The sequence below is a fragment of the Streptomyces sp. NBC_01257 genome (genome assembly GCF_035917255.1).
In the GTDB taxonomy this organism is placed as follows: domain Bacteria; phylum Actinomycetota; class Actinomycetes; order Streptomycetales; family Streptomycetaceae; genus Streptomyces.
This window is the reverse complement of the sequence record NZ_CP108472.1, coordinates 7921496-7946128: the sequence shown is the minus strand read 5'-3', so window position 1 is coordinate 7946128 and position 24633 is coordinate 7921496. Positions and strand designations below refer to the sequence as shown.

22 protein-coding genes are annotated in these 24633 nt (G+C 72.1%); 8 read left to right on the top strand and 14 right to left on the bottom strand.

Going from position 1 to position 24633, the window contains the following annotated elements; all coding sequences use genetic code 11:
* Positions 1-34 precede the first annotated feature (34 nt).
* Genes OG408_RS34685 through OG408_RS34670 form a run of 4 tightly spaced genes read right to left on the bottom strand, consistent with a single transcriptional unit; the run spans position 35 to position 5842 of the window.
* Entirely contained in the window at positions 35-2242 is a 2208-nt protein-coding gene (locus tag OG408_RS34685) for a 3-hydroxyacyl-CoA dehydrogenase NAD-binding domain-containing protein (protein WP_285564233.1), read from the bottom strand.
* Between the two features lie 31 nt (positions 2243-2273).
* On the bottom strand, positions 2274-3488 hold the full coding sequence (locus OG408_RS34680; RefSeq protein ID WP_266785470.1) for an acetyl-CoA C-acetyltransferase: 1215 nt from the start codon (positions 3486-3488) through the stop codon (positions 2274-2276).
* A gap of 51 nt (positions 3489-3539) precedes the next feature.
* Positions 3540-4682: an acyl-CoA dehydrogenase family protein gene (locus OG408_RS34675; protein ID WP_266785468.1), complete on the bottom strand. Its 1143-nt coding sequence runs from the start codon at positions 4680-4682 to the stop codon at positions 3540-3542.
* Positions 4682-5842, bottom strand: a complete 1161-nt coding sequence (locus tag OG408_RS34670; RefSeq protein ID WP_266785466.1) for a CaiB/BaiF CoA transferase family protein — start codon at positions 5840-5842, stop codon at positions 4682-4684. The genes OG408_RS34675 and OG408_RS34670 overlap by 1 nt, the downstream gene beginning before the upstream one ends.
* Positions 5843-6046: 204 nt before the next feature.
* On the opposite strand from OG408_RS34670, the gene OG408_RS34665 reads away from it, so the two are divergent.
* A complete protein-coding gene (locus OG408_RS34665) occupies positions 6047-7237 on the top strand; it encodes a saccharopine dehydrogenase family protein (RefSeq protein WP_326673637.1) in 1191 nt (396 codons plus the stop codon).
* Between the two features lie 7 nt (positions 7238-7244).
* Here OG408_RS34665 and mmpA read toward each other — a convergent pair whose 3' ends face one another.
* Positions 7245-7388: a morphogenic membrane protein MmpA gene (gene mmpA, locus OG408_RS34660; protein ID WP_266785462.1), complete on the bottom strand. Its 144-nt coding sequence runs from the start codon at positions 7386-7388 to the stop codon at positions 7245-7247.
* A gap of 82 nt (positions 7389-7470) precedes the next feature.
* Complete coding sequence (locus OG408_RS34655; RefSeq protein ID WP_326673636.1) at positions 7471-8148, bottom strand: endonuclease V; 678 nt, start codon at positions 8146-8148, stop codon at positions 7471-7473.
* 73 nt (positions 8149-8221) lie between these two features.
* On the opposite strand from OG408_RS34655, the gene OG408_RS34650 reads away from it, so the two are divergent.
* The gene (locus OG408_RS34650; protein ID WP_326673635.1) at positions 8222-8515 is read left to right on the top strand and encodes a YciI family protein; all 294 of its coding nucleotides are present in this window, start codon (positions 8222-8224) and stop codon (positions 8513-8515) included.
* A 7-nt stretch (positions 8516-8522) separates the two neighbouring features.
* Here the strand turns inward: OG408_RS34650 and OG408_RS34645 are convergent, their stop codons facing one another.
* Positions 8523-9626, bottom strand: a complete 1104-nt coding sequence (locus OG408_RS34645; protein ID WP_326673634.1) for a WD40/YVTN/BNR-like repeat-containing protein — start codon at positions 9624-9626, stop codon at positions 8523-8525.
* Positions 9627-9809: 183 nt separating this feature from the next.
* Between OG408_RS34645 and OG408_RS34640 the strand changes: the two genes are divergently transcribed.
* The 5 genes from OG408_RS34640 (at position 9810) to OG408_RS34620 (ending at position 15175) form a co-directional block, all read left to right on the top strand.
* Complete coding sequence (locus OG408_RS34640; RefSeq protein WP_266785454.1) at positions 9810-10226, top strand: SsgA family sporulation/cell division regulator; 417 nt, start codon at positions 9810-9812, stop codon at positions 10224-10226.
* A gap of 333 nt (positions 10227-10559) precedes the next feature.
* Positions 10560-12401, top strand: coding sequence for an ABC-F family ATP-binding cassette domain-containing protein (locus tag OG408_RS34635; RefSeq protein ID WP_326673633.1), 1842 nt, complete (start codon positions 10560-10562; stop codon positions 12399-12401).
* A gap of 452 nt (positions 12402-12853) precedes the next feature.
* A complete protein-coding gene (locus OG408_RS34630; RefSeq protein WP_326673632.1) occupies positions 12854-13705 on the top strand; it encodes a Scr1 family TA system antitoxin-like transcriptional regulator in 852 nt (283 codons plus the stop codon).
* Between the two features lie 11 nt (positions 13706-13716).
* A complete protein-coding gene (locus OG408_RS34625) occupies positions 13717-13908 on the top strand; it encodes a hypothetical protein (RefSeq protein ID WP_326673631.1) in 192 nt (63 codons plus the stop codon).
* 289 nt (positions 13909-14197) lie between these two features.
* Entirely contained in the window at positions 14198-15175 is a 978-nt protein-coding gene (locus OG408_RS34620) for an acyl-ACP desaturase (protein WP_266785444.1), read from the top strand.
* Positions 15176-15292: 117 nt separating this feature from the next.
* Here the strand turns inward: OG408_RS34620 and OG408_RS34615 are convergent, their stop codons facing one another.
* Positions 15293-18649: a hypothetical protein gene (locus OG408_RS34615; protein ID WP_326673630.1), complete on the bottom strand. Its 3357-nt coding sequence runs from the start codon at positions 18647-18649 to the stop codon at positions 15293-15295.
* A gap of 72 nt (positions 18650-18721) precedes the next feature.
* On the opposite strand from OG408_RS34615, the gene OG408_RS34610 reads away from it, so the two are divergent.
* The gene (locus OG408_RS34610) at positions 18722-19633 is read left to right on the top strand and encodes a chitosanase (RefSeq protein ID WP_326674636.1); all 912 of its coding nucleotides are present in this window, start codon (positions 18722-18724) and stop codon (positions 19631-19633) included.
* Positions 19634-19703: 70 nt separating this feature from the next.
* On the opposite strand, the gene OG408_RS34605 is transcribed toward OG408_RS34610, so the two are convergent.
* The 6 genes from OG408_RS34605 to OG408_RS34580 all read right to left on the bottom strand — a co-directional run bounded on the left by OG408_RS34605 (position 19704) and on the right by OG408_RS34580 (position 24633).
* Positions 19704-19958, bottom strand: coding sequence for a WhiB family transcriptional regulator (locus OG408_RS34605; protein ID WP_219568402.1), 255 nt, complete (start codon positions 19956-19958; stop codon positions 19704-19706).
* A 107-nt stretch (positions 19959-20065) separates the two neighbouring features.
* On the bottom strand, positions 20066-20866 hold the full coding sequence (locus OG408_RS34600; protein ID WP_285564239.1) for a VOC family protein: 801 nt from the start codon (positions 20864-20866) through the stop codon (positions 20066-20068).
* A gap of 117 nt (positions 20867-20983) precedes the next feature.
* Positions 20984-21538, bottom strand: coding sequence for a cysteine hydrolase family protein (locus OG408_RS34595; RefSeq protein ID WP_326673629.1), 555 nt, complete (start codon positions 21536-21538; stop codon positions 20984-20986).
* The gene (locus tag OG408_RS34590; protein WP_326673628.1) at positions 21535-23016 is read right to left on the bottom strand and encodes an MFS transporter; all 1482 of its coding nucleotides are present in this window, start codon (positions 23014-23016) and stop codon (positions 21535-21537) included. The genes OG408_RS34595 and OG408_RS34590 overlap by 4 nt, the downstream gene beginning before the upstream one ends.
* A complete protein-coding gene (locus OG408_RS34585) occupies positions 23013-23471 on the bottom strand; it encodes a MarR family winged helix-turn-helix transcriptional regulator (protein WP_266785432.1) in 459 nt (152 codons plus the stop codon). Before OG408_RS34585 ends, OG408_RS34590 begins: the two co-directional genes overlap by 4 nt.
* 88 nt (positions 23472-23559) lie before the next feature.
* Positions 23560-24633, bottom strand: a complete 1074-nt coding sequence (locus OG408_RS34580; RefSeq protein WP_266785430.1) for an LLM class flavin-dependent oxidoreductase — start codon at positions 24631-24633, stop codon at positions 23560-23562.

Here is a 24633-nt window from a genome sequence, read left to right as displayed (position 1 = left end):
GCGGCCCGTCGTGGCGTCGACAGCCGTGGCGGCGTCAGTCGTGGAAGGTCTCGCCCTTCTCCGCCTTCTCGACGAGCAGTGCGGGCGGCAGGAAGCGGTCGCCGTACCGCTCGGCGAGTTCCCGGGCGCGGGCGACGAAGCCGGGCAGGCCGCCCTCGTACCCGTTGATGTACTGGAGCACGCCGCCGGTCCACGGCGGGAAGCCGATGCCCATGATGGAGCCGATGTTGGCGTCGGCGACGGTGATCAGGACGTTCTCCTCCAGGCAGCGGACACTGTCCAGCGCCTCGGAGAAGAGCATCCGCTCCTGCATGTCGGTGAACGAGACGTCCGTGTCCGCCTTCGTGCTGTGCCCGCCCGGGGAGCGGTCCCCGGAACGCCCGAAGTGCTCGCGCAGGCCGGGCCAGAGGCGGGTGCGCTTGCCGTTCTCGTCGTACTCGTAGAAGCCCGCGCCGCCGCTGCGGCCGGGGCGGCCGAACTCGTCGACCATGCGGTCGATGACCGCGTCCGACGGGTGGCCGGCCCAGCTGCCGCCCGCCTCCTCGACGGCCCGCCTGGTCTCGTTGCGGATCTTGCGCGGCAGGGTGAGGGTCAGCTCGTCCATCAGGGAGAGCACCTTGGCCGGGTAGCCGGCCTGGGCCGCGGCCTGCTCGACGGACGCGGGCTCGATGCCCTCGCCGACCATCGCGACGCCCTCGTTGATGAACTGGCCGATGACGCGCGAGGTGAAGAAGCCGCGCGAGTCGTTGACGACGATCGGCGTCTTCTTGATCCGGCGGACCAGGTCGAAGGCGCGGGCCAGCGCCTCGTCCCCGGTCTTCTCGCCCTTGATGATCTCGACGAGCGGCATCTTGTCGACGGGCGAGAAGAAGTGCAGCCCGATGAAGTCGGCGGGGCGCTCGACCCCTTCGGCCAGGGCCGTGATGGGCAGCGTGGAGGTGTTGGAGCAGAGCAGGGCGTCGGGCTCGATGATGTCCTGGATCTCCTGGAACACCTTGTGCTTGAGCGCGGTGTCCTCGAAGACGGCCTCGATGACGGCGTCGCAGCCCGCGAGGTCGGCCGGGTCCCCGGTCGGCGTGATGCGGGCCAGCAGCTCGTCGCGCTTCGCCTCGGTCGTACGGCCCCGGGAGAGCGCCTTGGCGAGCAGCTTCTCGCTGTACGCCTTGCCCTTGGCGGCGGCCTCCGTGGAGACGTCCTTGAGGACGACGTCGATACCGGCCCGGGCGCAGGAGTACGCGATGCCCGCGCCCATCATCCCGGCGCCGAGGACGGCGACCTTGCGGACCTGGCGCTCCTCGACGCCCTTGGGGCGGCTGGCACCGGAGTTGACGGCCTGGAGGTCGAAGAAGAACGCCTGGATCATGTTCTTCGAGACCTGGCCGGTGACGAGCTCGGTGAAGTACCGGGCCTCGATGGTCAGCGCGGTCTCGAAGTCGACCTGCGAGCCCTCGACGGCCGCGGCCAGGATGTTGCGCGGCGCGGGCATGGGGGCGCCGTTCAGCTGCTTCTTCAGGTTGGACGGGAACGCCGGCAGGTTCGCGGCGAACTTGGGGTTCGACGGGGTGCCGCCGGGGATCCGGTAGCCCTTGACGTCCCAGGGCTGCTGGGATTCCGGGTTCGCGTCGATGAAGGCGCGGGCCTTCGCCAGCATCTCCTCGCGGGTCGCGGCGACCTCGTGGACCAGACCGTTCTCCAGGGCCCGCTGCGGGGTGTACTGGGTGCCCTGGAGGAGGACCTTGAGCAGCGCGTCGGCGATGCCCATGAGGCGTACGGTGCGGGTGACGCCGCCGCCGGCGGGCAGCAGGCCGAGGGTGACCTCGGGCAGTCCGATGCGGGAGCCGGGGGCGTCGAGGGCGACGCGGTGGTGGGAGGCGAGCGCGATCTCGTAACCGCCGCCGAGAGCGGCGCCGTTGATGGCGGCGACGACCGGCTTGCCGAGGGTCTCGATCCGGCGCAGTGACCTCTTGATGGCGGTGCCGGTGTCGAACGCCTGCTGGGCGTTCTCGGGGCCGACCTTGATCATGTCCTTGAGGTCGCCGCCGGCGAAGAACGTCTTCTTCGCGGAGGTGTAGATGATCCCGCGGATGGAGTCCTTCTCGGCCTCGGCGCGGTCGGCGGTCGCCGCGATGGAGTCCTTGAACGCCTGGTTCATCGTGTTGGCGGACTGGGCGGGGTCGTCGAGTACGAGGGTGACGACGCCGGTCTCGTCCTGTTCCCAGCGGATGGTCGTGCTCTCGGTCATGTGTCTGTCTTCTCCGTAGGAAGGGGGACGGTCAGAGACGCTCGATGACGGTGGCGATGCCCATGCCGCCGCCCACGCAGAGGGTGGCGAGGCCGTAGCGCTTGTCCTGGCGCTCCAGTTCGTCGATGAGCGTGCCGAGGATCATCGCGCCGGTGGCGCCGAGCGGGTGGCCGAGCGCGATGGCGCCGCCGTTGACGTTGATCTTGTCGAGGGAGAGCCCCATGTCGCGGGCGAAGCGCAGGACGACGCCGGCGAAGGCCTCGTTGATCTCGACCAGGTCGATGTCGTCGATGGTCAGTCCGGCCTTGGCGAGCGCCTTGCGGGTGGCGGGGGCGGGGCCGGTGAGCATGATGGTGGGCTCGGAGCCGGAGACGGCGGCGGAGACGATCCGGGCGCGCGGGGTGAGGCCGTAGCGCTCGCCGATCTCCTTCGAGCCGATCGCGACGAGGGCGGCGCCGTCGACGATGCCGGAGGAGTTGCCCGCGTGGTGGACGTGGTCGATCTTCTCCACCCAGTGGTACTTCTGCAGGGCGACGGCGTCGAAGCCGCCCATCTCGCCGATCGTCGCGAACGACGGCTTGAGCGAGGCGAGGGAGTCGGCGGTGGTGCCGGGGCGCATGTGCTCGTCGTGGTCGAGGACGACGAGACCGTTGCGGTCCTTGACGGGAACGACGGAGCGCGCGAAGCGGTTGTCCTTCCACGCCTCGGCGGCCCGCTCCTGCGAGAGGGCGGCGAACTCGTCGACGTCTCGGCGCGAGAAGCCCTCGATGGTCGCGATGAGGTCGGCGCCGACCCCCTGGGGCGCGAAGCCGGTCTCGTAGTTCGTCATCGGGTCCATCGCCCAGGCACCGCCGTCGGAGCCCATCGGGACGCGGGACATCGACTCGACGCCGCCCGCGAGGATGAGGTCCTCCCAGCCCGAACGGATCTTCGCGGCGGCCATGTTGACGGCTTCCAGGCCCGAGGCACAGAAGCGGTTCTCCTGGACACCGGCGACGGTGTCGGGGAGGCCGGCCGCGATGGCGGCGATGCGCGCGATGTCGGAGCCCTGGTCGCCGAGCGGGCTGACGACCCCGAGCACGATGTCGTCGACGGCCGCCGGGTCCAGGCCCGGGAAGCGGTCGCGGAGCTCGTGGATCAGTCCGACGACGAGGTCGATCGGCTTGGTGCCGTGCAGGGCCCCGTTGGCCTTGCCGCGTCCGCGCGGGGTGCGGATCGCGTCGTAGACGAATGCTTCGGTACTCAAGACAGCTGCCTTTCGAGGGTGGTGGCGCGGGCGTGGTCCGGCGATCGGGGGTCAGGCGAGCAGCGAGCGGCCGATGATCTCCTTCATGATCTCGGTCGTGCCGCCGTAGATGGTCTGGATGCGGCCGTCGGTGAACGCCCTGGCCACCGGGTACTCCGCCATGTAGCCGTAGCCGCCGTGCAGTTGGAGGCAGCGGTCGGCGACGCGCTTCTGCAGCTCGGTCGCCCACCACTTCGCCATCGAGGCGTGCACGGCGTCGAGGGTGCCCTCCGAGTGGTCGACGATGCAGCGGTCGAGGAAGGAGCGGGTGACGGCGCACTCGGTGGCCATCTCCGCGATCTCGAAGCGGATGTGCTGGAGCTTGGAGAGCGGCCGGCCGAAGGCCTCGCGCTCCTTGACGTACGCGGTGGTGATCTCCAGGAGGTGCTCGGCCGCGGCGATCCCGGCGACGGCTATGCCCATGCGTTCCTGGGCGAGGTTCGTCATCAGGTGGATGAAGGCCCCGTCGGGCTCCCCGAGGAGGTTCTCCTTGGGGACGCGCACGTCGTGGAAGAACAGCTCGGCGGTGTCCTGGGACTTCTGGCCGATCTTGTCGAGGTTGCGGCCGCGTTCGAAGCCCTCGGCGCCGCGCTCGACGACGATCAGCGAGAGCCCCTTCGCTCCGCCCTCGGGCGTGGTCTTCGCGACGACGACCACCAGGTCGGCGAGGATGCCGTTGGAGATGAACGTCTTGGAGCCGTTGAGCAGCCAGTGGTCGCCCCGGTCCTCGGCGGTGGTGCGGATGCCCTGGAGGTCGGAGCCCGCGCCGGGTTCGGTCATGGCGATGGCGGTGATGATCTCGCCGCTGCAGAAGCCCGGCAGCCAGCGCCGCTTCTGCTCCTCGGTGCCGAGACCGGTGAGGTAGGGGCCGATGATGTCGTTGTGCAGCCCGAGCGCGAGGCCGGGGGCGCCCGCCCGGGTGAACTCCTCGGCCAGGACTGCGCTGTAGCGGAAGTCGGCGTTGCCGCCGCCGCCGTACTCCTCGGGGACGGCGAGGCCGAGGAGCCCCTGCCGTCCGGCCGCGCGCCAGGCCTCGCGCGAGACGATGCCGTCCTTCTCCCACTGCTCGTAGTGCGGGAGCACCTCCTTGGTCAGGAAGGTGCGGACCGTCTCGCGGAACGCGTCGTGCTCCTCGGTGAAGATCTGCCGCTGCATCAGTCGGTCGTGTCCTTCCGGTTGGTCCGCAGGGCCGGTACGCCCCAGTCGGCGGCGACGGCCTCGGTGTCCGCGCCCGGCAGCGCCGGTCCGCCGTACACCGAGGAGGGTGTGGCCGAGAACCGGGGCGCGGGCGCCGGCTGGGTGAGTCCGCTGTGTTCGACGAAGGTGGAGCGGGCCGCGAGGTGTGGGTGGTGCGGGGCCTCGCGCAGCGAGAGGACGGGTGCCACACAGGCGTCCGAGCCGTCGAAGACCTCGGTCCACTCGGCGCGGGTGCGGGTGCGGAACCGGGCGGCGACGGCCGCGCGCAGCTCGTCCCAGCGTGCCGGGTCGCCCCGGTCCGGCGCGGTGTCGCCGAGGCCGAGGAGCTCGGTGAACTCCGCGTAGAACCGCTGCTCCAGCGGGCCGACCGCCATGTACTCGCCGTCGGCGGTCTCGTAGGAGCCGTAGAACGGGCAGCCGCCGTCCAGCAGATTGGAGCCGCGCCGGTCCTGCCAGCCGCCGGCCGCGAGCATGCCGTGGATCATCATGGCGAGGTGGGAGGCGCCGTCGACGATCGCCGCGTCGACGACCTGGCCCGCCCCGCCGGGGGTCCGGGCGTGCTGGAGGGCCGCGAGGACGCCGACGACGAGGTAGAGCGAGCCGCCGGCGTAGTCGCCGAGCAGGTTGGCCGGGACGGTGGGCGGCTCCCCCGGCTTGCCGATCATGGAGAGGGTGCCGGTGAGGGCGATGTAGGCGATGTCGTGTCCGGCCCGGTCGGCAAGTGGCCCGTCCTGGCCCCAGCCGGTCATCCGGCCGTAGACGAGCTGCGGATTGCGTTCCAGGCAGGCTTCGGGACCGACGCCCAGGCGCTCGGCGACACCGGGCCGGTAGCCCTCGATCAGGATGTCGGCGCGTTCCACCAGGTCCAGGACCGTGGCCGGGCCGTCGGGGGCCTTGAGGTCGACGAGGACGGAGCGTTTGTTGCGGTTGGTGAGGTCGTGGGCGGGGTCGATGCCGAGCCCCGCACCGCCGGGCCGGTCGACGCGCACCACGTCGGCTCCGAGATCGGCCAGCAGCATCGCGGCGAACGGGCCGGGGCCGATGCCGGCCAGCTCGACCACGCGCACCCCGGCCAGCGGGCCCCGCGGACCGTGTGAGCCGTTCCCTGTCGTTGCCATCGAGCCCCCAGCGGTATGACACAACCGATGTAACATCGATGATGCTAAGAACGCACCGCGCTCCGCACAACCCTTTGGGGCGAGCAAGCGCTTAGCTCTTTCCCCGGGATCCTCCCTCACGAAGCCTCCCCGGCCGCACAGCGCCACGGCCGGCTCCGCTACCCTCTGCCTGCTACATCGGCGCCGGCCCCTGCGGAGGCACTCGTGAACAGGCAGAACGGGGCACAACGCCCCTATGACGTGGTCCTCTTCGGCGCCACCGGCTTCGTGGGCGTGCTGACGGCCGAGTATCTGGCGGCCCATGCCCCGGACGGCTGCCGCTGGGCCCTGGCCGGCCGCAACCGCGCCAAGCTGGAGCAGTTGCGCAACCGTCTCACCGCCCTCGATCCGCGCTGCGCGGACGTCCCGCTGCTGCACGCGGACGCCGACGACCCGGACGCGCTGCGCGAACTGGCCGAGTCCACCCATGTGGTGGCCACGACCGTCGGCCCGTACGTCTGGTACGGGGAGCGGCTGGTCGCGGCCTGCGCCGAGGCGGGGACGGACTACGCGGACCTCTCGGGCGAGCCGGAGTTCGCCGACCGGATGTATCTGGAGCACGACGCGAGGGCCCGCGAGACCGGGGCCCGGATCGTGCACGCCTGCGGATTCGACTCCGTGCCGCACGACCTCGGGGTGTACTTCACCGTCGGGCAGCTGCCCGAGGACGTACCGCTGCGCATCGACGGGTTCGTCCGCTCCAACGCCGTCTTCTCGGGCGGCACGTTCGCCTCCGCGCTCACCGCCATGGGCCGCGGCCCGCAGATGCTGCGCGCCGCGAAGGAGCGCCGGCTCCACGAGCCGCGGCTGGTCGGCCGCCGCGCCCGCGCCCCGCTCGGCGCGCCGCGCTTCAGCGCGGAGACCGGCACCTGGGCGCTTCCGCTGCCCACGCTCGACGCGCAGATCGTGGAGCGCTCGGCCCGGGCGCTGCCGCGCTACGGCCCCGACTTCCGCTACCGCCACTACGCCTCGGTGAAGCATCTGCCGGTGGCCCTGGGGGGTACGGCGGCGCTGGGCGCCCTGCTGGGTGCCGCGCAGCTGCCGCCCGCCCGGTCGTGGCTGATGGACCGCTACGAGCCGGGCGACGGCCCGGACGAGGAGCGCCGCCGGCGGAGCTGGTTCACGGTCCGCTTCGTCGGCGAGGGCGGGGGCCGCCGGGTCTTCACGGAGGTGTCGGGCGGCGACCCGGGCTACGACGAGACGGCGAAGATGCTGGCGGAGTCGGCGCTGTGCCTGGCGCTGGACGAGCTCCCGCGGACCTCGGGGCAGGTCACCACGGCCGTCGCGATGGGGGATGCGCTGCTGGCGCGTCTGCGCGGGGCCGGTCTGCGCTTCCGGGTGGCGGCCGCGCGCTGACGTACCGCTAGAGGATCCAGGACGCCAGGGTGTAGAGCATCGCCCCGGCCCAGACGAACCCGACCGCACCCCCGATCAGCAGGCCCGCCGCCACACGGCGCTGAGCGGGGTGAAGGGGTGCGGTCCGGACGTCCGAGCGAGTTGCGTTCATGTGTCCAGACTGCCGACCATGATCGCCGGGCGCTATCCGTACGGATACTCAGGCACCCCGGCCACCGGCACGGCACCGCCGCTCAGGCGGTCGCCTCGCGCAGCGCACTCCTGCACAGCGCGTCGGCCCTGCGGGTGGTCTCCGGCTGCCGGAAGTCCCGGGCCAACAGCAGAGTGTGCGCGCACGCGTTGTCCAGGCCGGTGCGGTGCCCGACGGAGACGTACACCGGTTTGATGCCGTCCTGGGTGCGCAGCGCCCGCCCCACCTCCTCGTCCCCGTCGAGCAGCGGCGAGCTGTCCCCGCGGCGGGGGCCGGGCTGTTCGTACGAGAAGGTGAACGGGTTCTTCGCGACGCCGATGACCGGGAGCCCGGTGAGGACGCCCAGGTGGCTGGCGAGGCCGAAACGGCGCGGGTGAGCCCGTCCGTAGCCGTCGCAGACGACGAGCCCGGGGTCGACGGTCAGCGACTCCAGTGCGGCCAGCACGGTGGGGATCTCCCGGAAGGCCAGGAGGCCGGGGACGTACGGGAAGGTGATCGTGCCGACGGCGGTGGACTCCGCCACCACCTCCAGCGTGGCAGCGTCGAGCACGACGGCCGCCGCCGCCACGACATCGCGCTCGTCGTCGTAGGCGACGTCGACGCCCGTCACCCGGCCGGTGCCCGGCGGCGGCCCCGGCTCGTCGAGCACCACCCGGGTGCGCAGGGTGTCCTGGAGGGCGCGGGCCTCGGCCTCGTCGGCGGGCGTCCGGAGTGTTGTCATGGTGCCGTCCAGTTTAGGGGGACGGGGACCGTCGCCGGCCGGTCCGGGGTCCCGCTCCCGTAGCCTGAGGATCATGTTCGTACTGGATCTTTCCTACACCGCCCCGCTGGACCGCGTCGACGCCGTGATGAAGGATCATGTCGCCTGGCTCGACAGGCAGTACGCGGCAGGAGTGATCATCGCCTCCGGGCGCAAGAACCCCCGCGAGGGCGGGGTGATTCTCGCCGTCGGGGACGACCGGGCCGCGATCACCCGGCTCACGGAGTCCGACCCCTTCGTCGTGGCGGGCGTCTGCGCCTACCGCGTCACGGAGTTCATCGCGACGAAGACGTCGGACGCGCTCGCCCCGTACCGCCAGCAGCCGTAGCCGCTTCTCAGCGGACCACCGCGCGCGCCGCCCGTCCCTGTTCGCCGGCCGCCCAGCAGGCGCCGTCCGCGGTGCAGTCCACCGTGTCGTAGGAGCCGGTATCGACCGTGCGCCAGGTGCGTCCGCCGTCCGTGGTGAGGTCGGTGCCGGTCGGGCCGACGGCCAGCGCAGCCGACCGGCTGTGCGGCAGCCAGGCGACTCCCGAGCGGTAGGCGGTGGGCGCGGCGGGTGACGGCCGCCAGCTGCGGCCGCCGTCGGATGTGGTGGCGGAGGCCCTGGGCGAGGGCTGGTCGGCGCGGTAGTCGCCGCCGACCGCGATGCCGTGGGTACGGTCCCGGAAGGCGAGGCCGAAGACGCCCCCGGCCGGGACCCCGGCCGGGACCGGCGACTCCGTCGCCGTCCAGGTCAGTCCGCGGTCGCGCGAGTGCAGGACGCGGGCGGTGGCCGCCCCGCCGGTCGCCAGCCAGACGTCCCTGGGACCGGAGCTGACCAGGCACTGGCCACTGGCGGCGAACCCCGCCTCGCCGGCCTGGGCCTGCGGCATGCCCGCACCGGGCAGCACCTTCCAGCTGCGCCCGCCGTCGGCGGTGGACAGGATGCGGAACCGCCCGTCCACCGGGTCGCTCATGGCCAGTCCGTGCCGGCTGTCGAAGAAGGTGAGGCAGTCGTAGAAGGCGTGTGCGTCGGTGTTGCGGAAGGACTCGGTCCAGGTGGCCCCGCCGTCGTCGGTGCGGAACACCCGGGACGCCTCGCCCTCGCCGATGGCCAGGGCCACCGCCCGCCGGGCGTCGAAGGCCTCGATGTCGCGGAACTCCAGCTCCTCCTGGGCCGCGCCGGGCGGCGACACGTCGCGCCAGTGCCTGCCGCCGTCGGTGGTGCGCAGCACCGTGCCCAGGGATCCGGCGAGCCAGGCCGTGCGGCTGCTGACGGCCGCGAGGCCGCGGAAGCGGGCGTCGGTTCCGGTGTCGGTGGACGTCCACGCCGGCAGGCGGGCGGGCCCGTGCCCCTCGACGGGTGCCGCGTGGGCCGCCGGTGCGGCCAGTGCGGCGGCCAGCGCCGCCCCGCACAGCGCCGGAGACATCAGTCGTCGCATCTTCCCCTTGGCCCTCATGGCGCTGGAAGCTAACCCACGGACCGCGCCCCGTCCAGGGTGCGTCGTCCGGAAGGGGGCAGGTGATCACGCAGCGGTGTGCGGTGACGCAGCTCACGCCGTGCCCCGGTGCACGGATCGGCGCGTTCCGTCGTCTCCATGAGTGCCGGGAACCGTCCGTCCCGTCGCGAGAGGGAGCAGGTCTTGTCCATCGTTATCGAACAGTCCGTGCAGGCCCGCATGGTCGCATCCGCACCGCAGATGGAGACCCTTCCCGCCGTCCTGAGCTACGACCGCACGGATCCCTTCGCCGTCCGCATGGCATTCCCCGCACCGGCGACCCTGGAGGGCACCGAGGTGTCCTGGGCGTTCTCCCGGGAGCTGCTGGCGGCGGGGATGGACGGACCTGCGGGGGTCGGGGACGTACGGATCAGGCCCTTCGGGTACGACCGCACGGTGTTGGAGTTCCACGCCGCCGAGGGCATCGCGATGGTGCATGTGCGGACGGCCGAGCTGCGCCGTTTCCTGCGGCGCGCGCAGGAGCTGGTGCCTTCCGGCGACGAGCGGCGCTTCCTGGGGCTCGACCGGAGTCTGACGGACCTGCTCGACGGTTCCTGCTGACCCGGGGCCCCGCCGACGGGGCCGTGGCGCGTCAAAAACGGCTTGCCCCGCTGCGGGGCCGGCCGTACCTTCGTTGTTGTCCTTGTCGTCGCCGATAGGAGTAGGACGTTGCTCGTCTGAGGTCTTGAGACACCGTGTCGCACGCAGTGCCATGTCCGCACATGTCCGCGTGCCCGAGTGTGACCTCAGCTCTCCGAGCCGTCCTCCGCGACCAGGGCCTTCCTTCTCCGCTTCCGGATTCCTTCCGTACTTCCGGATTCCTTGCGTGGAACGCCAGTGGCCGGTGTCTCGCCCCGTTGCCCCTGTCCTTCCTCGCAACCGGGAGATTTCCTTATGTCAACCCCGCTCACACACATCACCTGCTCGTCGCTGTCCTTCTCCTGGCCCGACGGCAGCCCGGTGTTCGACGACTTCCATCTGACGGTGGGACCCGGCCGTACCGGGCTCATCGGGCTGAACGGCTCGGGCAAGTCGACCCTGCTGCGGCTGATCGCCGGTGAACTCACCCCCTCGGAAGGCCACATCAGGACGGCGGGCGAGATCGGCTATCTGCCGCAGAACCTGGTCCTGGACACCGCGTTGCGCGTCGATGAGGCACTGGGCATCGACGGGACCCGTGCGGCACTGCACGCCATCGAGGCGGGCGATGTCGGCGAGGAGCGGTTCGCCGCCGTCGGTGACGACTGGGACGTGGAGGAGCGGGCGCTCGCCACGCTCGACCAGCTCGGTCTCGGTCACATCGGGCTCGACCGCACGATCGGCGAGATGTCGGGCGGCGAGTGCGTGCTGCTGCGGCTGGCCGCCCTGCTGCTGGCCCGGCCCGACGTCCTGCTGCTGGACGAGCCGACGAACAACCTGGACCTGTACGCACGCGGCCGCCTCTACGCGGCTGTCGACGCGTGGCACGGCGTCCTCGTCGTCGTCAGCCACGACCGCGAACTCCTGGAGCGGGTCGACCAGATCGCCGACCTGCGGGACTCCTCGGTCGCCTGGTACGGCGGAAACCTCTCGGCGTACGAGGAGGCGCTCGCGGTGGAGCAGGAGGCCGCCGAGCGCATGGTGCGGGTCGCCGAGGCCGATGTGCACCGGCAGAAGCGCGAACTCGCCGAGGCCCAGGTCAAGCTGGCCCGGCGCAAGCGCTACGGGCAGAAGATGCAGGAGAGCAAACGCGAACCGAAGATCGTCATGGGCGCCCGCAAGCGCTCCGCCCAGGAGTCGGCGGGCAAGCACCGCATCATGCACGCGGGGAAGCTGGCCGAGGCGAAGGAGCGCCTCGACGACGCTGTCGAGGCGGTGCGGGACGACGACGAGATCAGGGTCGAACTGCCGCACACCAAGGTCCATCCGGGCCGCGGCGTGCTGCTGCTGAGCGGTCTGGAACTGGCCTACGGGGCTCGGGTACAGGGCTCGTTCGAGGTGCGCGGTCCGGAGCGCATCGCGCTGGTGGGACGTAACGGAGCGGGCAAGACCACTCTGCTGCGGACCCTGGCCGGCGAGCTGGCACCGGTGTCCGGTGAGGCGTCGGTGGAGGTGCCGATGCGTTTTCTGCCGCAGCGGCTGGATGTGCTCGACGACGAGCTGAGCGTGGTGGAGAACGTGGCGCGGTTCGCACCGGACGCCACGGACAACCGCGTCAGGGCGCGGCTGGCTCATTTCCTGTTCAGGGGGGCACGGGCCGACCGGCCCGCCGGGACCCTGTCGGGCGGCGAACGGTTCCGTGCTGCTCTGGCCGCGCTGCTGCTGGCCGAGCCGGCGCCTCAGCTGCTGATGCTGGACGAGCCGACGAACAACCTCGACATGGCGAGCGTGCGCCGGCTGACGGCGGCACTCGATTCGTACGAGGGGGCGCTGATCGTGGCGAGCCACGACGTGCCGTTCCTCGAATCGATCGGGATCACACGCTGGCTGTTGCTCGACGGCGGACTCCGGGACACGACGGCCGAGGAGGTGCGCACCGGCTGTGACGTCCGGGGACGGGGGAACTGTCCTGCGAGGGGTCAACGGTGGAGTAAGGCCCAGGCCTTGGAGCCGCCGGAGGCTGTCAGCGCGGGAGCCAGTCCCCAGTCCCCGCCGTGTGCGTCCACCGCGGCGGCCAGCAGCCACATGCTGGCGCTGCGGTGTTCGCGGCACGCCTCGGACTTCTCGGGCGACTCATGGGCCGGATGCTGGTCGTAGAGGATGATCCGCAGCGCGTCGAACTGCCAGTGGACCCGCAGGAGCATCTCCCGGTCCGGGGTGAAGCGGTAGGCGGCGGCGACGAGTTCCGATGCGGCGAGGACCGCCGTGTCGCGGAGTTCCGCGAGTCCGTGCCGGGTGAGCAGTTCGCCCACGGCGCGGCGGGCCAGGCCCGCACAGAACGCGCCGCCCGGCAGGGCGAACGAATAGCTGAGGTTGTCCGCCTCGGGCGGGCACGGTCCGGCGGGTGCGAGGGCCGGAAGACAACGCAGTGCGCCCTTCATCAAGTGCTGCTCACATTTCTCATATGTGTGGTGACGATCACACACAGAGGCGTGGTCGCCCCGTGTGAGACTTGCACTACCGACCGTAGCGCACGACCGGAGCACAGTGCTACTACTTGTGTGGTTCCGGTCATTTCGCCAATCCCCCACCCCGGAAGGACGTGCACCGTGCCGCCCAGGAGCACCCCGACCGCACGGCAACAGCGTCTCGGGTACGAACTGCGCAAACTGCGCGAACAGTCGGGGATGACGGCACAGCAGGCCGCGGCGCTGCTCGGCGTCGACCGCACCCGCATCCCCAACATCGAGTCCGGCCGGTTCGGCATCAGCGCCGAGCGGGTCCGGACCCTGGCCTTCAACTACGGCTGCCCCGACACGGGCCTGGTGGACCTGCTGGCCGGCATGGCGCAGGAGCGGGCCAGGGGGTGGTGGGAGGAGCACCGCGGACTGCTGCTGCCGAGCCTGCTGGACATCGCCGAACTCGAGTTCCACGCGGTCGAGTTGGTCACCGCCACCACCACGCACATCCCCGGCCTGCTGCAGACCGAGGAACACGCGCGGGCGGTCTTCGACACCGCCGACCCTCAGCTCCCGGGCCCCGACCTGATGGCCAGGCTCTCACTGCGGCTGCGCCGCCAGGAGGTGCTGGTGCGCGACCGGCCGCCGCTGTACGAGGCGGTGGTCCACGAGGCCGCGCTGCGGATGCAGTTCGGCGGCCCCAAGGTGAGCCGGGCACAGCTGGACCACATCCTCGACCAGTCGGAGCGCTCCCGGATCACGGTCCGGGTCATCCCGTTCTCGGCCGGTGGTTTCCCCGGCGCCGGGCAGTCGTTCACCTATGCCGGCGCGGCGGTCCCCCAGCTCGATACGGTGCAGCTCGATTCCTCGCACGGTTCGATGCTGCTCGACGCGGACATGCAACTGCGCCGCTACCGGGGCCTGTTGGAGCGCCTGCGCACGCTCGCGCTGCCCGTCGAGGAATCGCGCGACTTCATCCGATGCATAGCCCAGGACCTCTGAGGAGAGAGACCATGAAAGAAATCTGCTGGGACGAGGCCTTCTGCAGTGAGGGTGCGAACTGCTTCCGTTTCGGACTCGACGAACAGGGCCGCGCCTACATCGGCTCGACGACCGACACCGCCACCTACGTCAGTGACTCCATGGAGGCACTGCGGGCACTCATCTTCGCGGTGAAGTCCGGCGCGGCGGACCACCTGCTCTGATCCGGCCCCCGCGACCGCGCCCCTCGTGCGCCCTGAGCTCCGAGTACGCCGACTGTTCAGAGCCCATCGCCACCAGGGGCCCGGCCCGGCCGACAGCTCGATTTTCGAGCCTCTGCGACCCCCTCGATCCCACCGGGCTGACCCTCCGTATACACGCCTGACCTGGACTTATGACACTACGTGAGCGATAGTCGCCCGGACGGGCTTGGCGGCGGCCTTACCTCCGCCTTAACCTACGGTCTCGTAACCTACGAAGCCGTAGGTAATTCTCCCGTCCCCAGGAGCCCCCGTGACGATCACCTCTCCCCACCTCGGCAGTTCACAGGCGTGGACCGACGCCCAACTGCTGTACGCGCTGGAAGAGGTGGTGGAGAAGGAACTCAACCGCCATCTCAAGGTCGCCAAGGACTGGATGCCCCACGAGTACGTGCCGTTCTCCGACGGCCGGAACTTCCCCGGCATCTTCGAGGACGGCCAGGCCTGGGAGGCCGAGCAGTCCAAGGTCACGGACATCGGCAAGATCGCCCTCGTGGTGAACCTGCTGACCGAGGACAACCTCCCCAGCTACCACCACGAGATCGCCTCGCTCTTCGGCCGCGACGGCGCCTGGGGCACCTGGGTGCATCGCTGGACGGCGGAGGAGGGCCGCCACGGCATCGTGATGCGCGACTACCTCCTGACCTCGCGCGCCGTGGACCCGGACAAGCTGGAGCAGTTCCGGATGGCGCACATGGCGGAGGGCTTCGAGTCCGACAACCGCCACTCGATGCTGCACTCCGTCGCCTACGTGGCGTTCCAGGAGCTGGCCACCCGGGTCTCGCACCGCAACACGGGGCACCAGTCGGGCGACCCGGTCTGCGACCGCATGCTGGCGCGGATCGCGACCGACGAGAACCTGCACATGGTGTTCTACCGCAACCTCCTGGGCGCGGCCTTCGAGCTCGCCCCTGACCTGACGATGCAGTCCGTGCGCGATGTCGTCGTGAACTTCCGGATGCCCGGCCACGGCATGCCCGGGTTCGAGCGGGCCGCCGCCCAGATGGCGATCGGCGAGATCTACAACATGCGGATCCACCACGACGACGTCATCCAGCCGGTGCTGCGCTACCTGAAGGTGCTGGACATCGACGGTCTGGGCCCGGAGGGCCTCCAGGCGCAGGAGGAGCTCGGTCTGTACATGAACGGGCTGGACAGCGAGGCGTCGAAGTTCGACGAGAAGCTCGCCGCGCGCAAGTCGCGCATGGCCGCCCGCGCCGCCCAGGCCTGACGGCAGGCGCGGCCCACACGACCCCGGAGGGGGGGCGGACCCCATCGGTCCGCCCCCGTTCCGCGTACGTCCCCGTTCCGCACCCCGCCGCGGCCCTGCGTCCGGCCCGCGCGGCGGTCATTCGCGCACCGTCACCTCCGCGTAGGCGGCATCGCGCACATCCGCGTCCGGGTGGCGGCGCAGCAGTCTGAGCTGGGTCCGCCACTCCCCGCTCCAGCCCGCCTGCCCGCCGGCCACCGCGGTGAGCTGCACGGCCAGGTGACCGTGACCGGGGCCCCCGTGCTCGGCGAGCCGGACCACGACCGCCAGCAGGGTCCCCGCGCCGTCCTCGTGCTGCGAGGGCCGGATCCGCGTGCCGAGCACGCCCGCCGTGCGGGCGGCGAGCACCGGCCGGCCGTCATGCAGCCGGGCGAGCCGGTCCAGCGCGGCGTACAGCGCCTCGGCCCCCTCCTCCGGATCGACGGCCCTGACCAGCAGCTCCGCTGCCTGCGGTACGTGGTCCCGGTGCCGGGCCAGCAGTTCGCCCGCGGTGACCAGGACGGGCCGCAGCGCGTCACCGGCCCGTGCCCCGGCCGCCGCGGCGAGCCGGTGCGCGAGGTGGACGACCCGCTGCCGGCCCGGCCGGTCGCGTTCGCTGCCCGCGTCGTCCATCGCCACGGCGTCGGCGAGGGTGCGCAGCGCCCGCATGAGGGCCTGCGCGGCCTCCGCGGTGGCGGGCGCGGCGGTGACCAGTGCGTCGGCGGCCGACCGCCAGGAGCGGCGGCGGGCGAGGTCCGTCGTCGCGGCCACCAGCGCATCGCAGGCGCCCGGCGCCCACGGCACCCAGTGGGCCACCACGGCGTGGGCCGCCGCGGCGAGCTCCTCGTCGTGCGTCCCGCACACCTCACGCACCAGCCGTCCGTAGCGGGGCCGGTGCGGCGCGGGCAGGTCGATGGGCCGCACCCGCAGGACGGCGGTGCGCAGCACCGTGGCTCCCGTGGCCGCGTCGCTCATCATCTCCCACATCCGCTCGTCGCCGAGCAGCCCGATGCCGCAGGCCACGCACACGGCCCGCACGTCGGGGTGCTGGTCGGGCATCGCGTACGCCTCGGCCACCAGCTCGGCGGCCTGCGGCCGGGGCAGCCGGGTCGCGGCGAGCCGCACCGCTTCCTTGCGGCCGGTCACCTTGCCGGTGCCGGGGGCGAGACGTTCCCTCAGCAGGGGGCCGAGCGCCGAGGGGCGGACGTCCTGCGAGGCGCGGCCGGCGGCGAAGACCGCGACCCGGGCCCGGTCGCCCCCGCTGTACGCGAGCAGCTCCGCCAGGACGTCCGGTGCCCGGTCCGTCCCGCCGAGGGCCGTGAGGGCGGCCTCCGCGAGCACGACGTCCTCCGAGCCGGTCCAGCCGAGCACCGCCCGGGCACCGGCCGAGGGGATGCGGGCCATGTCCGCGATCGCCGCGGCGCGGGTGTACAGCGGGAGCTTCCCGTCCCGGGCCGTCCGCTCCAGCGCCCGCAGTGCCGCACGCCGCTGACGCGGCACCCAGCGGCGGACCTCGCGTCCGGGTGCGACATGCCACGCCGTGCCGTGCGGGAGGAACCGGCCGTACGGCGGCGGATCGCCGAGGTACGGGTCCAGCAGGTCGGTGCGGCAGCCGGTGAGCACCCGCAGCACCTCGGGCAGGGCTCCGGCGGAGGGGTCGACGGCCAGAATCCGTTCCACCCGCCCGCTCCGCCCGCCGACCGGCTCCAGCCACAGGGCGACCGCGGTCCGTGCGGCGTGGTTCTCGCCGTAGCAGACCGCCTGCCACAGGAGGTCCTGCAGCTCGGGCAGGCCGGCCGCACGGCGGCCGAGCGCCCTGGTCAGTGCGAACACGAGCCCGTAGTCGGCCTTGTCGGCCCCCGCCTCCAGCCAGGGCCGCAGCGCCTCGAACACCTCGGTCTCCTGGCCCCGCCGCAGGGAGCGGTCGAGCCGTCCGAAGTCCGCTCCGCCGGTGTTCCCCGAGATCCGGACCAGGGTGCGCAGGGCCCGGTTGACCAGGGCGCGCTGTCCCGTGGCGGCGTGCTCGCGGAGCAGGCGCAGCGCGAGGGTGGTCAGGGCCTGCCGGGTGGCGTGCGAGGAGTCCCGGGCCTCGACGGCGTCGGCGGTGATCCGCTCCAGGGCGGGTTCCGCGGCGTCGGTGAAGAGGGCCGCCGGGAGGGCCGCCAGGGCGTGGAGGGCGGCCGAGCGGACCGGGTCCTGTTCGTTGCGCAGGCGCTCCATGTCGGTGAGCACCTCCGCGACCGCGTCCGCGGTGCCGGCCCGCCCGGCGTTGCGGATCAGCAGCGGCCACGCCCGCGCCCGGTCCTCGGCCGCGGGCCTGCGGGTGGCGGCCAGCAGCCGTTCGCGTACCTCGGGGACCGGCAGATACGACTCCGCGAGCAGCACGGTGCTCCAGTCGGCGCCGTGCCCGGCCGCGCGTTCCGCCATGCGCCGTGCCTCGTCGGCGACGCAACTGCGCGGCAGCGCGTCGAGGATCACGGCGTCCACGGTGACGCGCCGCCCCGGTCCGCGTCCGGCCGTGACGGATGTGTGGAAGGAGCCGCGTCGGCCCGGCGGGAGTGCGGCGAGCAGCCGGGAGAGCCCCGCGGAGTCCCCCGCCATGGCCCGCCCGAGCTCCACGACGAGTCCCTCGGGGGCGGTGCGGGCCAGCCGGTACAGGAGGCTTCTGCTCAGCGCCGCGCCCCGCAGCACCGGCCGGGCCTCCGGGCGCAGCAGGAGCCGGACGACCCGGGCGGGGCCGGCGGCGGCGAGCGTTCCGAGCCGGTCGGCCAGCGGTGCCGGCAGGTCGGCCGGAGCGAAGCGGTCGAGCAGGTCGAGCACCCGGTCGGGGAGGGCGTCGGCGGTGGCGGCGACACCGGGGGCGTAGCGCCGCCACCACTCGGCCCGGTGCGGTGCGGACAGCTCCGCCAGCTGCCCCTCGAAGGCGTCGAGGAGGAGCCCGGGGTGCCGGCTGCCGAGTCCGCCCCAGCCGTGCACCGCGTACAGGAGCTCGGGCAGCAGCCGGGCCGCGGTCGCCGCCGAGCACCCCGGCAGCAGCACGGTGACGTCCGCGTCGCCCCAGCTCGCCCGGACCTCGTCGGCGAGCCGGTCCGCGAGCGCGGTCCGCCCGTCGGAGACGACGGCCCGGAGCAGCCGGCGGCGTGCCCCGCGCGGCACATCGTCCAGGGAGGCGGCGTACGCCTCGTCCGGGACGCCGAGGCTGCGCGCGACCCGCAGCGCGTGCCCCTGCACGAAGGGGTCCGGGTCGGCGAGGTGGGCGCCGATCCACTCCCGGTCGCCCCCGACGGCCGCCGCCACGACGGCGGTCCCCCGCTCGTAGGCATCGCCCTCGTCCAGATCGTCCAGAACGTCACGCAGTCGCCCCGATGCGGACAAAGCGCGCGCCTGTGACGCGAGTTCACGCATGCGCTGCGGATACGGAAGGGGGTCGAGGGCGTTCAGCAGGGCATCGGTCATGGGGCGATTGTGCCGTGCGGGGGCGATCCCTCCCCAGAGATGTGCGGACCGTACTCTGTGCCGGTGAAACCTGTGACCCGTGTTGTTCTGATCGGCGCGCCGATAGCGATCGCCGCTGCCCTGCTCTTCAACGGCGGCGGCAACTCCGCGCTGCCCAAGAGCTCACCCACGGCAGCGGCCACGGCGTCCGACGACTCCGCCTCCGGCGACGAGGCGGAAGGGGCGGACGACGCGGAACGCGCGGAGGAGGACGCCCGGGTCGCGGCGATGCCGCCGGGGCTGGCCGCGCCGAAGATGCGCGAGGTCGCCTGGAAGCTGCTGGCCAGCGCCGAGGGTTCGACCCTTGACTGGCGCAGCCAGTACGCCTCCATCGAGGACAACGGCGACGGCACCGGGTACAACGCCGGGATCATCGGCTTCTGCTCCGGGACGCACGACATGCTCGCGTTCGTCGAGTCGTTCACCGGCGCTCATCCGGACAGTCCGCTGGCACCGTTCGTCCCGGCGCTGCGCAAGGTCGACGGATCGGCGTCGCACGAGGGGCTGGACCCCGGTTTCACGGCCGCCTGGAAGAAGTCGGCCGAGGATCCGGCGTTCCGCGCGGCCCAGGACCGGGTCCGGGACCAGCAGTACTTCGAACCCGCGGTCCGGCAGGCGAAGCTGGACGGCCTGGGCACGCTCGGCCAGTTCGTCTACTTCGACGCCATGGTGCTCCAGGGGCCGGGGGCCGAGGAGGACGGCTTCTACGGCATCCGGAAGGTGGCCATGGCCCGGGCGGACACGGTCACGGGGGGCGGCAACGAGTCGGCGTATCTGAACGTCTTCCTGGACGCCGCCCGCGAAGTGATGAAGTCGAAGAAGAACCAGCAGGACACCTCGCGCATCGACACCGCCCAGCGGTACTTCCTGGAGCACGCGAACCTGGGCCTGGAACCGCCGCTGACCTGGAAGATGTACGGCGACACGTTCACCATCCCGTCCTGACTCCCGCTCGCGCGGGAGCCGGCGGGAACCAGTGGGAGTTGCCGGGATTCAGCGGGAGTGGGCAGGAGGCTCAGGCCCGGTCGCGGTCGACTCTGCGGAGCCGGTCGCGCTCCTTCTCGGAGAGGCCTCCCCACACACCGAAGCGCTCGTCGTTGTCGAGCGCGTACTCCAGGCAGGCCAGCCGGCCCTCGCAGGCGTTGCACAGTTGCTTGGCCTCACGCGTGGAGCTGCCCGGGGCGGGGAAGAAGAACTCGGGCCCCGTCTGTGCGCACAGCGCTGTCTCCTGCCAGGCGAGAGCGGGGTCGGTCGCGGTGTTGATCAGCATGCGGCACACAGTGCCCTGCCGCGATAAACGACTGATCAACGATTCATCAATCCGCTGGGCGAGGCCGGACGGGCGGCTTCGGGATCGGCCTGACGCGCGGCCCGAGATCAGCCGGCCGGCGCCTGCGCGCTCTTGATCACGGCGAAGGCGGCACCGTAGGGATCCGCGACGTTGGCGAAGGTGCCCACGCCCTCCATCTCCAGCGGTTCCAGCGTCAGCTTGCCGCCCAGCCGCTCGACCGCCGCCACCGTGGCATCGCAGTCGTCCACCTCGATGTACGGCAGCCAGTGGGTCCCGGCGGCGGCCCGGACGGGCACGGCGTCGAGCGGGACGAGGCCGCCGAAGGAGGCGTCCTCACCGCCGCCCGCGGTCCTGATGATCGTGTACGCGCCGCCGCCGCCCGGATAGGGCATCTGGGCGGTCTCCCAGCCGAAGACCATGTCGTAGAACGCGGCCGCGGCCGGCACGTCCGGGGTGTAGAGCTCGGCCCAGCAGAGACTGCCCGGGGCGGTCACGACGCCGAGCCCCGGATTCTGCCTGGGCTGCCAGACGCCGAAATACGCCCCGGCCCGGTCGGTGAATCCGCCCATCCGGCCGTAGTCCAGGACGTCCATCGGTGCGAACGGTGCCGCACCGCCCGCCTTCTCCACGGCCTGCGCGGTGGCGTCGACGTCCGCCGACCGGAAGTACACCGACCAGGACGGCTTCGCCTGCTCCTCGGTGACCGTCATCGCGCCGCCGACCGTCTTCCCGTCCAGCATGAACATCCCGTAGCCGCCGGTCTCGGGGCCGCCGGCCTCGTAGTCCCAGCCGAGAAGCGCGGTGTAGAAGGCCGTGGCCCCTTCGAGATCCGGGGTGCCGAGATCCATCCAGTTGGGGGCTCCGTCAACAAAACGGGTGGTGAGCATCGTGCGCTCCTTCGGTGGTCCCGTTCCCGGCCGGCAGGCCTTCCTGACCCTTCGAGTCTCGCACCGGGCACTGACAACCGCAGTGCCTGCTGACCCGCGCCGCCGAGTGTGCGCGGGTCAGCCCAGGCCCGCGATCCAGTCGTCGACGGTGGTGACATCGGCCTGGCGCGGAAAGACCTTCTCCGTCAGGACCCGGTGGACCTCGGGATCGGCGTCGGCGCAGCCGTCGGCCAGGACGGTGAGCCGGTAGTCGAGGTCGGCGGCCTGGCGCAGGGTGGACAGGACGACACCGCTGGTGGCGATGCCGGTGAGGACCAGGTGGTCGACGGCCGCGCCGCGCAGCACGAGCTCCAGGTCGCTGCCCGTGAAGGCGCTCACGCGCTTCTTGGTGACGACGCACTCGCCGGGAAGGGGCTCGACGGCGGGGTCGATGGCGGCCCCGGGGTCGCCGGCGGTGAAGGCCCCGTCGGGCAGGGCGCTGAAGCGCGGGCTGGACTTCGTCTCCGGGTGGCCGGGGCGCAGGCCGACGACGACGAACACCACGGGGACGCCGGCCGACCGGGCCGCGGCGACGGCGCGGGCGAGGCGCGGCGTGAACCCGGCGACGTCGCCGGGGAGGCGCCCGGTGATCGACTTCTGGACGTCCATCACGAGCAGGGCGGAGTTGGTCATCGTTCGTCCTTGGTTGCGGAGGGAGGGTCGGTTCGGGTTGCCGCCGGGGTCTCGTCCGGGGCGGCGTCGCCGATGCGGCGCAGCGAGCGGTCGGCGAGGGTCACCACGAGGAACAGCACGCTGACGGCGATCATGAAGGCGGCGAGGTGGTGCAGACCACCGGTGTCGGCGCGCTCGCCGAAGAAGCTGCCACTGGCGGCGGAGGCGATGATGGCGCCCAGGTAGCCGAAGGTGCGCAGCAGCCCGGCGGAGGATCCCATGCGTTCGCCGTCGGCCTGGTGGAAGACGGAGTTCTGCAGAGCGAGGTTGTTGAGCCCCTGCGGGACACCCAGGACGATCACGACCATCAGGAGCATCCACAGGGGGCTGTGGTCGTTCAGGAGGAACAGCAGGGCGCAGGCGATGATCTGGCCGGTGGCGCCGACCAGGAGCTTGCCGCGGACCGCCTGGCGCCGACCGGTGAGGGTGGACACGACGATCGCGGTGGCGAACAGCGGGAGCTGCACCAGCCCGGCCTGGGACGGGGAGAGGCCGCGCCCCTCCTCCGTCCACTGCGTGTAGCCGTACAGGAAGGCGTAGGTGACGACGTAGCAGAGCAGCGTCCTGGTGTACGTGGCGAGGAGCGGCAGATTGCCGCCCAGCACGCGTACGTCGATGAAGGGCTGCCGTGCACGCAGCTCGCGCCAGGTGAAGCCCGCCCCCGCGGCGGCGGTCAGGACCAGCAGGTACCAGTCGCCGCCGCCGGGGTTCATGAGGAACAGCAGCAGGCAGACCAGCGCCGAGGCGAACAGCCCCATGCCCGGCAGGTCCAGGTCGCTCACGGGGTGGTGGCCGTCGTCCCGGCGGGTGGCGGGGGTCGCGGGGATGCGGCGGGTCCCGAGGTACAGACCGGCCAGGGCGAGCGGGATGTTGACGGCCAGGGTCGCGCGCCAGCCGCTGGCTCCGATCAGGAGCCCGCCGAGGCCGGGGCCGATGACGGCGATGGTCTGGGTGGTGACGGCGAGGGCGGTGAGTACCCCGGCGGGGCTCTTCTCCCCGGTGCGCTTCGACTCGCTGCGGATGAGGTACATCGCCGCCGGATAGCCGGAGCAGGTGCCGAAGCCGAGGAGGACGCGCGCGGCGACGAGCACGCCCAGGTTCGGGGCGAGCATGCCGACGACCCCGGCTATGCCGGTCAGCGCGGTGCCGGCCAGGAACAGCCGGCGGGGCCCGAAGAGGTCGATCAGCCGTCCCACGACCGGCTGCCCTATGGAGGTGGCCAGGTAGAGGGAGGAGATGAGCCACGCCGTTTCGGAGGGCGGGGCGCCGAAGGCCGCGCCGATCGGCACCAGCGAGACCGAGATGATGGAGGAGTTGACCGGGTTGAGCACCGCCCCCAGCATCATCGGGGCCAGCAGCCGCCGGTCGAAGCCGCCCGCCGCCCCCTTGGCCCCGCCGGGGCGCAGCCGGCGCAGAACGCGGACCGGGCTTCCGCTCACGAGCGGACGACCCGTTCCAGCAGGGCCGCCGCCTCGATCAGGAGGCGGCGCTCCTCCTCCGTGCACCCGTCCTGGAGGGCGCGGGTGAGCCAGCCCTCCCCGGCCCGCCGCCGGTCCTCCAGGAACACGTGGCCGCTGTCGGTCACGAAGACCAGTTGACGGCGGCCGTCCTCGGGGTCGGGGCGGCGGGCCACCAGGCCGCGTTCCACCAGGATGCCGACGGTGGCGGCCACCGACTGGTGCCGGACGCGTTCGGCGGCCGCCAGGTCCGTGACCGACGCCTCGCCGTCCTTGTCCAGCCGGCTGAGGACCGACGTCTGGGTCGGGGTGAGGTCGCCGGGGTCGTACGTCTCGCGCATGCGCCGCCTGAGCCGGCTGTAGACCACGCGGACATCGTGCGCCGCGCGGACAGCCGACTCGGACACGCCGTCGGGGGTGCTGGTCTCCTCATCCATGTACGCAGATTAACTTGCGCAGTCCAGACTGCGCAATTCATGGTGCGCAACACAGCCTGTGCACTGCCACCTGTGACCGCGCGACCCCTCAGCGCGTGACCCCCAGGGCCGGCAGCACGGTCTCCGCCACCCGGTACGCCTCCTCCAGCAGCGGGTTCCCTGAGAGGATGAAGGTGTCGACGCCCAGGTCCTCGAACTCCTTGAGCCGCTCGACGACCTGAGCCGTCGATCCCACCACCGCGGTGCCGGGGCCCGGCCGGAAGAGGCTCATGCCCGGCCACATGTTGGGGTGGACCTCCAGCTCACGGGCGTGCGCGGGGACCTTTCCGCCGTGCTGGCGGAACTGCCGCTGCCAGCCGACCCCGTCCTCGCCCGCCCGGTCGCCGAGCCGGCGGGCGTACGTCGCGTCGCTGGTGACGTCGAGCAGCCGGTCCGCCGCCGCCCAGGCCTCGTCCTCGGTGTCCCGGACGATCAGGTGCAGCCGCAGTCCGATCCGGAGCGTGCGGCCGTACGCGGCGGCCCTCGCCCGGACCTTCTCCAGCTTCTCCTTCAGCAGGTGCGGCGGCTCGCCCCAGGTCAGGAAGACGTCGACGTGCTCGGCCGCCATCTCGATGCCGGGGTCGGACGAGCCGCCGAACCAGAGCGGGATGTGCCCGTCCTGGACCGGCTTCAGCTCGCGGAAGGAGGCCCCGGCGTTCTTCAGGTCGTAGAAGCGGCCCTTGTGGTCGAAGACCTCGCCGGCCGTCAGCCGCTTCACGATCGACCAGTACTCCGCGCTCAGCTCGTACCGTTCGTCGTGCTCCACGTGGAGTCCGTACTCCTGGAGCGACTTCGTGGAGCCGTTGACCACGTTGAAGCGCAGCCGGCCGCCGAAGAGGGTGTCGAAACTGAGCGCCATCTTGGCGAGCAGCGTCGGTGCGATGAGCCCCGGGTGGACGGCGAGCAGGGGCTTGAAACGGGTACTCGTCGAGGCGGCCAGCGCGCTGCCCAGCGGCCAGACGTCGTACAGGTCGGTGGCGAGGAGCGCGCCGCTGTAGCCGAGCCGTTCGACCGTTCCGGCCAGCTGCGCGAGATAACCGAGGTCGACGGGGCGCCGGCCCGCGGGCTCCCAGGGGTAGGCGCCCTCGCGCGGAATGATGTACCAGAGGACTTCGGTCGCCAT

What these genes read in the sequence shown, in the direction of transcription:
- OG408_RS34685 (WP_285564233.1), bottom strand. Translation starts at nt 2,242, where the DNA reads ATGACCGAGAGCACGACCATCCGCTGGGAACAGGACGAGACCGGCGTC.
- OG408_RS34675 (WP_266785468.1), bottom strand. Translation starts at nt 4,682, where the DNA reads ATGCAGCGGCAGATCTTCACCGAGGAGCACGACGCGTTCCGCGAGACG.
- OG408_RS34670 (WP_266785466.1), bottom strand. Translation starts at nt 5,842, where the DNA reads ATGGCAACGACAGGGAACGGCTCACACGGTCCGCGGGGCCCGCTGGCC.
- mmpA (WP_266785462.1), bottom strand. Translation starts at nt 7,388, where the DNA reads ATGAACGCAACTCGCTCGGACGTCCGGACCGCACCCCTTCACCCCGCT.
- OG408_RS34655 (WP_326673636.1), bottom strand. Translation starts at nt 8,148, where the DNA reads ATGACAACACTCCGGACGCCCGCCGACGAGGCCGAGGCCCGCGCCCTC.
- OG408_RS34650 (WP_326673635.1), top strand. Translation starts at nt 8,222, where the DNA reads ATGTTCGTACTGGATCTTTCCTACACCGCCCCGCTGGACCGCGTCGAC.
- OG408_RS34645 (WP_326673634.1), bottom strand. Translation starts at nt 9,626, where the DNA reads ATGAGGGCCAAGGGGAAGATGCGACGACTGATGTCTCCGGCGCTGTGC.
- OG408_RS34635 (WP_326673633.1), top strand. Translation starts at nt 10,560, where the DNA reads ATGTCAACCCCGCTCACACACATCACCTGCTCGTCGCTGTCCTTCTCC.
- OG408_RS34625 (WP_326673631.1), top strand. Translation starts at nt 13,717, where the DNA reads ATGAAAGAAATCTGCTGGGACGAGGCCTTCTGCAGTGAGGGTGCGAAC.
- OG408_RS34615 (WP_326673630.1), bottom strand. Translation starts at nt 18,649, where the DNA reads ATGACCGATGCCCTGCTGAACGCCCTCGACCCCCTTCCGTATCCGCAG.
- OG408_RS34605 (WP_219568402.1), bottom strand. Translation starts at nt 19,958, where the DNA reads ATGCTGATCAACACCGCGACCGACCCCGCTCTCGCCTGGCAGGAGACA.
- OG408_RS34600 (WP_285564239.1), bottom strand. Translation starts at nt 20,866, where the DNA reads ATGCTCACCACCCGTTTTGTTGACGGAGCCCCCAACTGGATGGATCTC.
- OG408_RS34595 (WP_326673629.1), bottom strand. Translation starts at nt 21,538, where the DNA reads ATGACCAACTCCGCCCTGCTCGTGATGGACGTCCAGAAGTCGATCACC.
- OG408_RS34585 (WP_266785432.1), bottom strand. Translation starts at nt 23,471, where the DNA reads ATGGATGAGGAGACCAGCACCCCCGACGGCGTGTCCGAGTCGGCTGTC.
- OG408_RS34580 (WP_266785430.1), bottom strand. Translation starts at nt 24,633, where the DNA reads ATGGCGACCGAAGTCCTCTGGTACATCATTCCGCGCGAGGGCGCCTAC.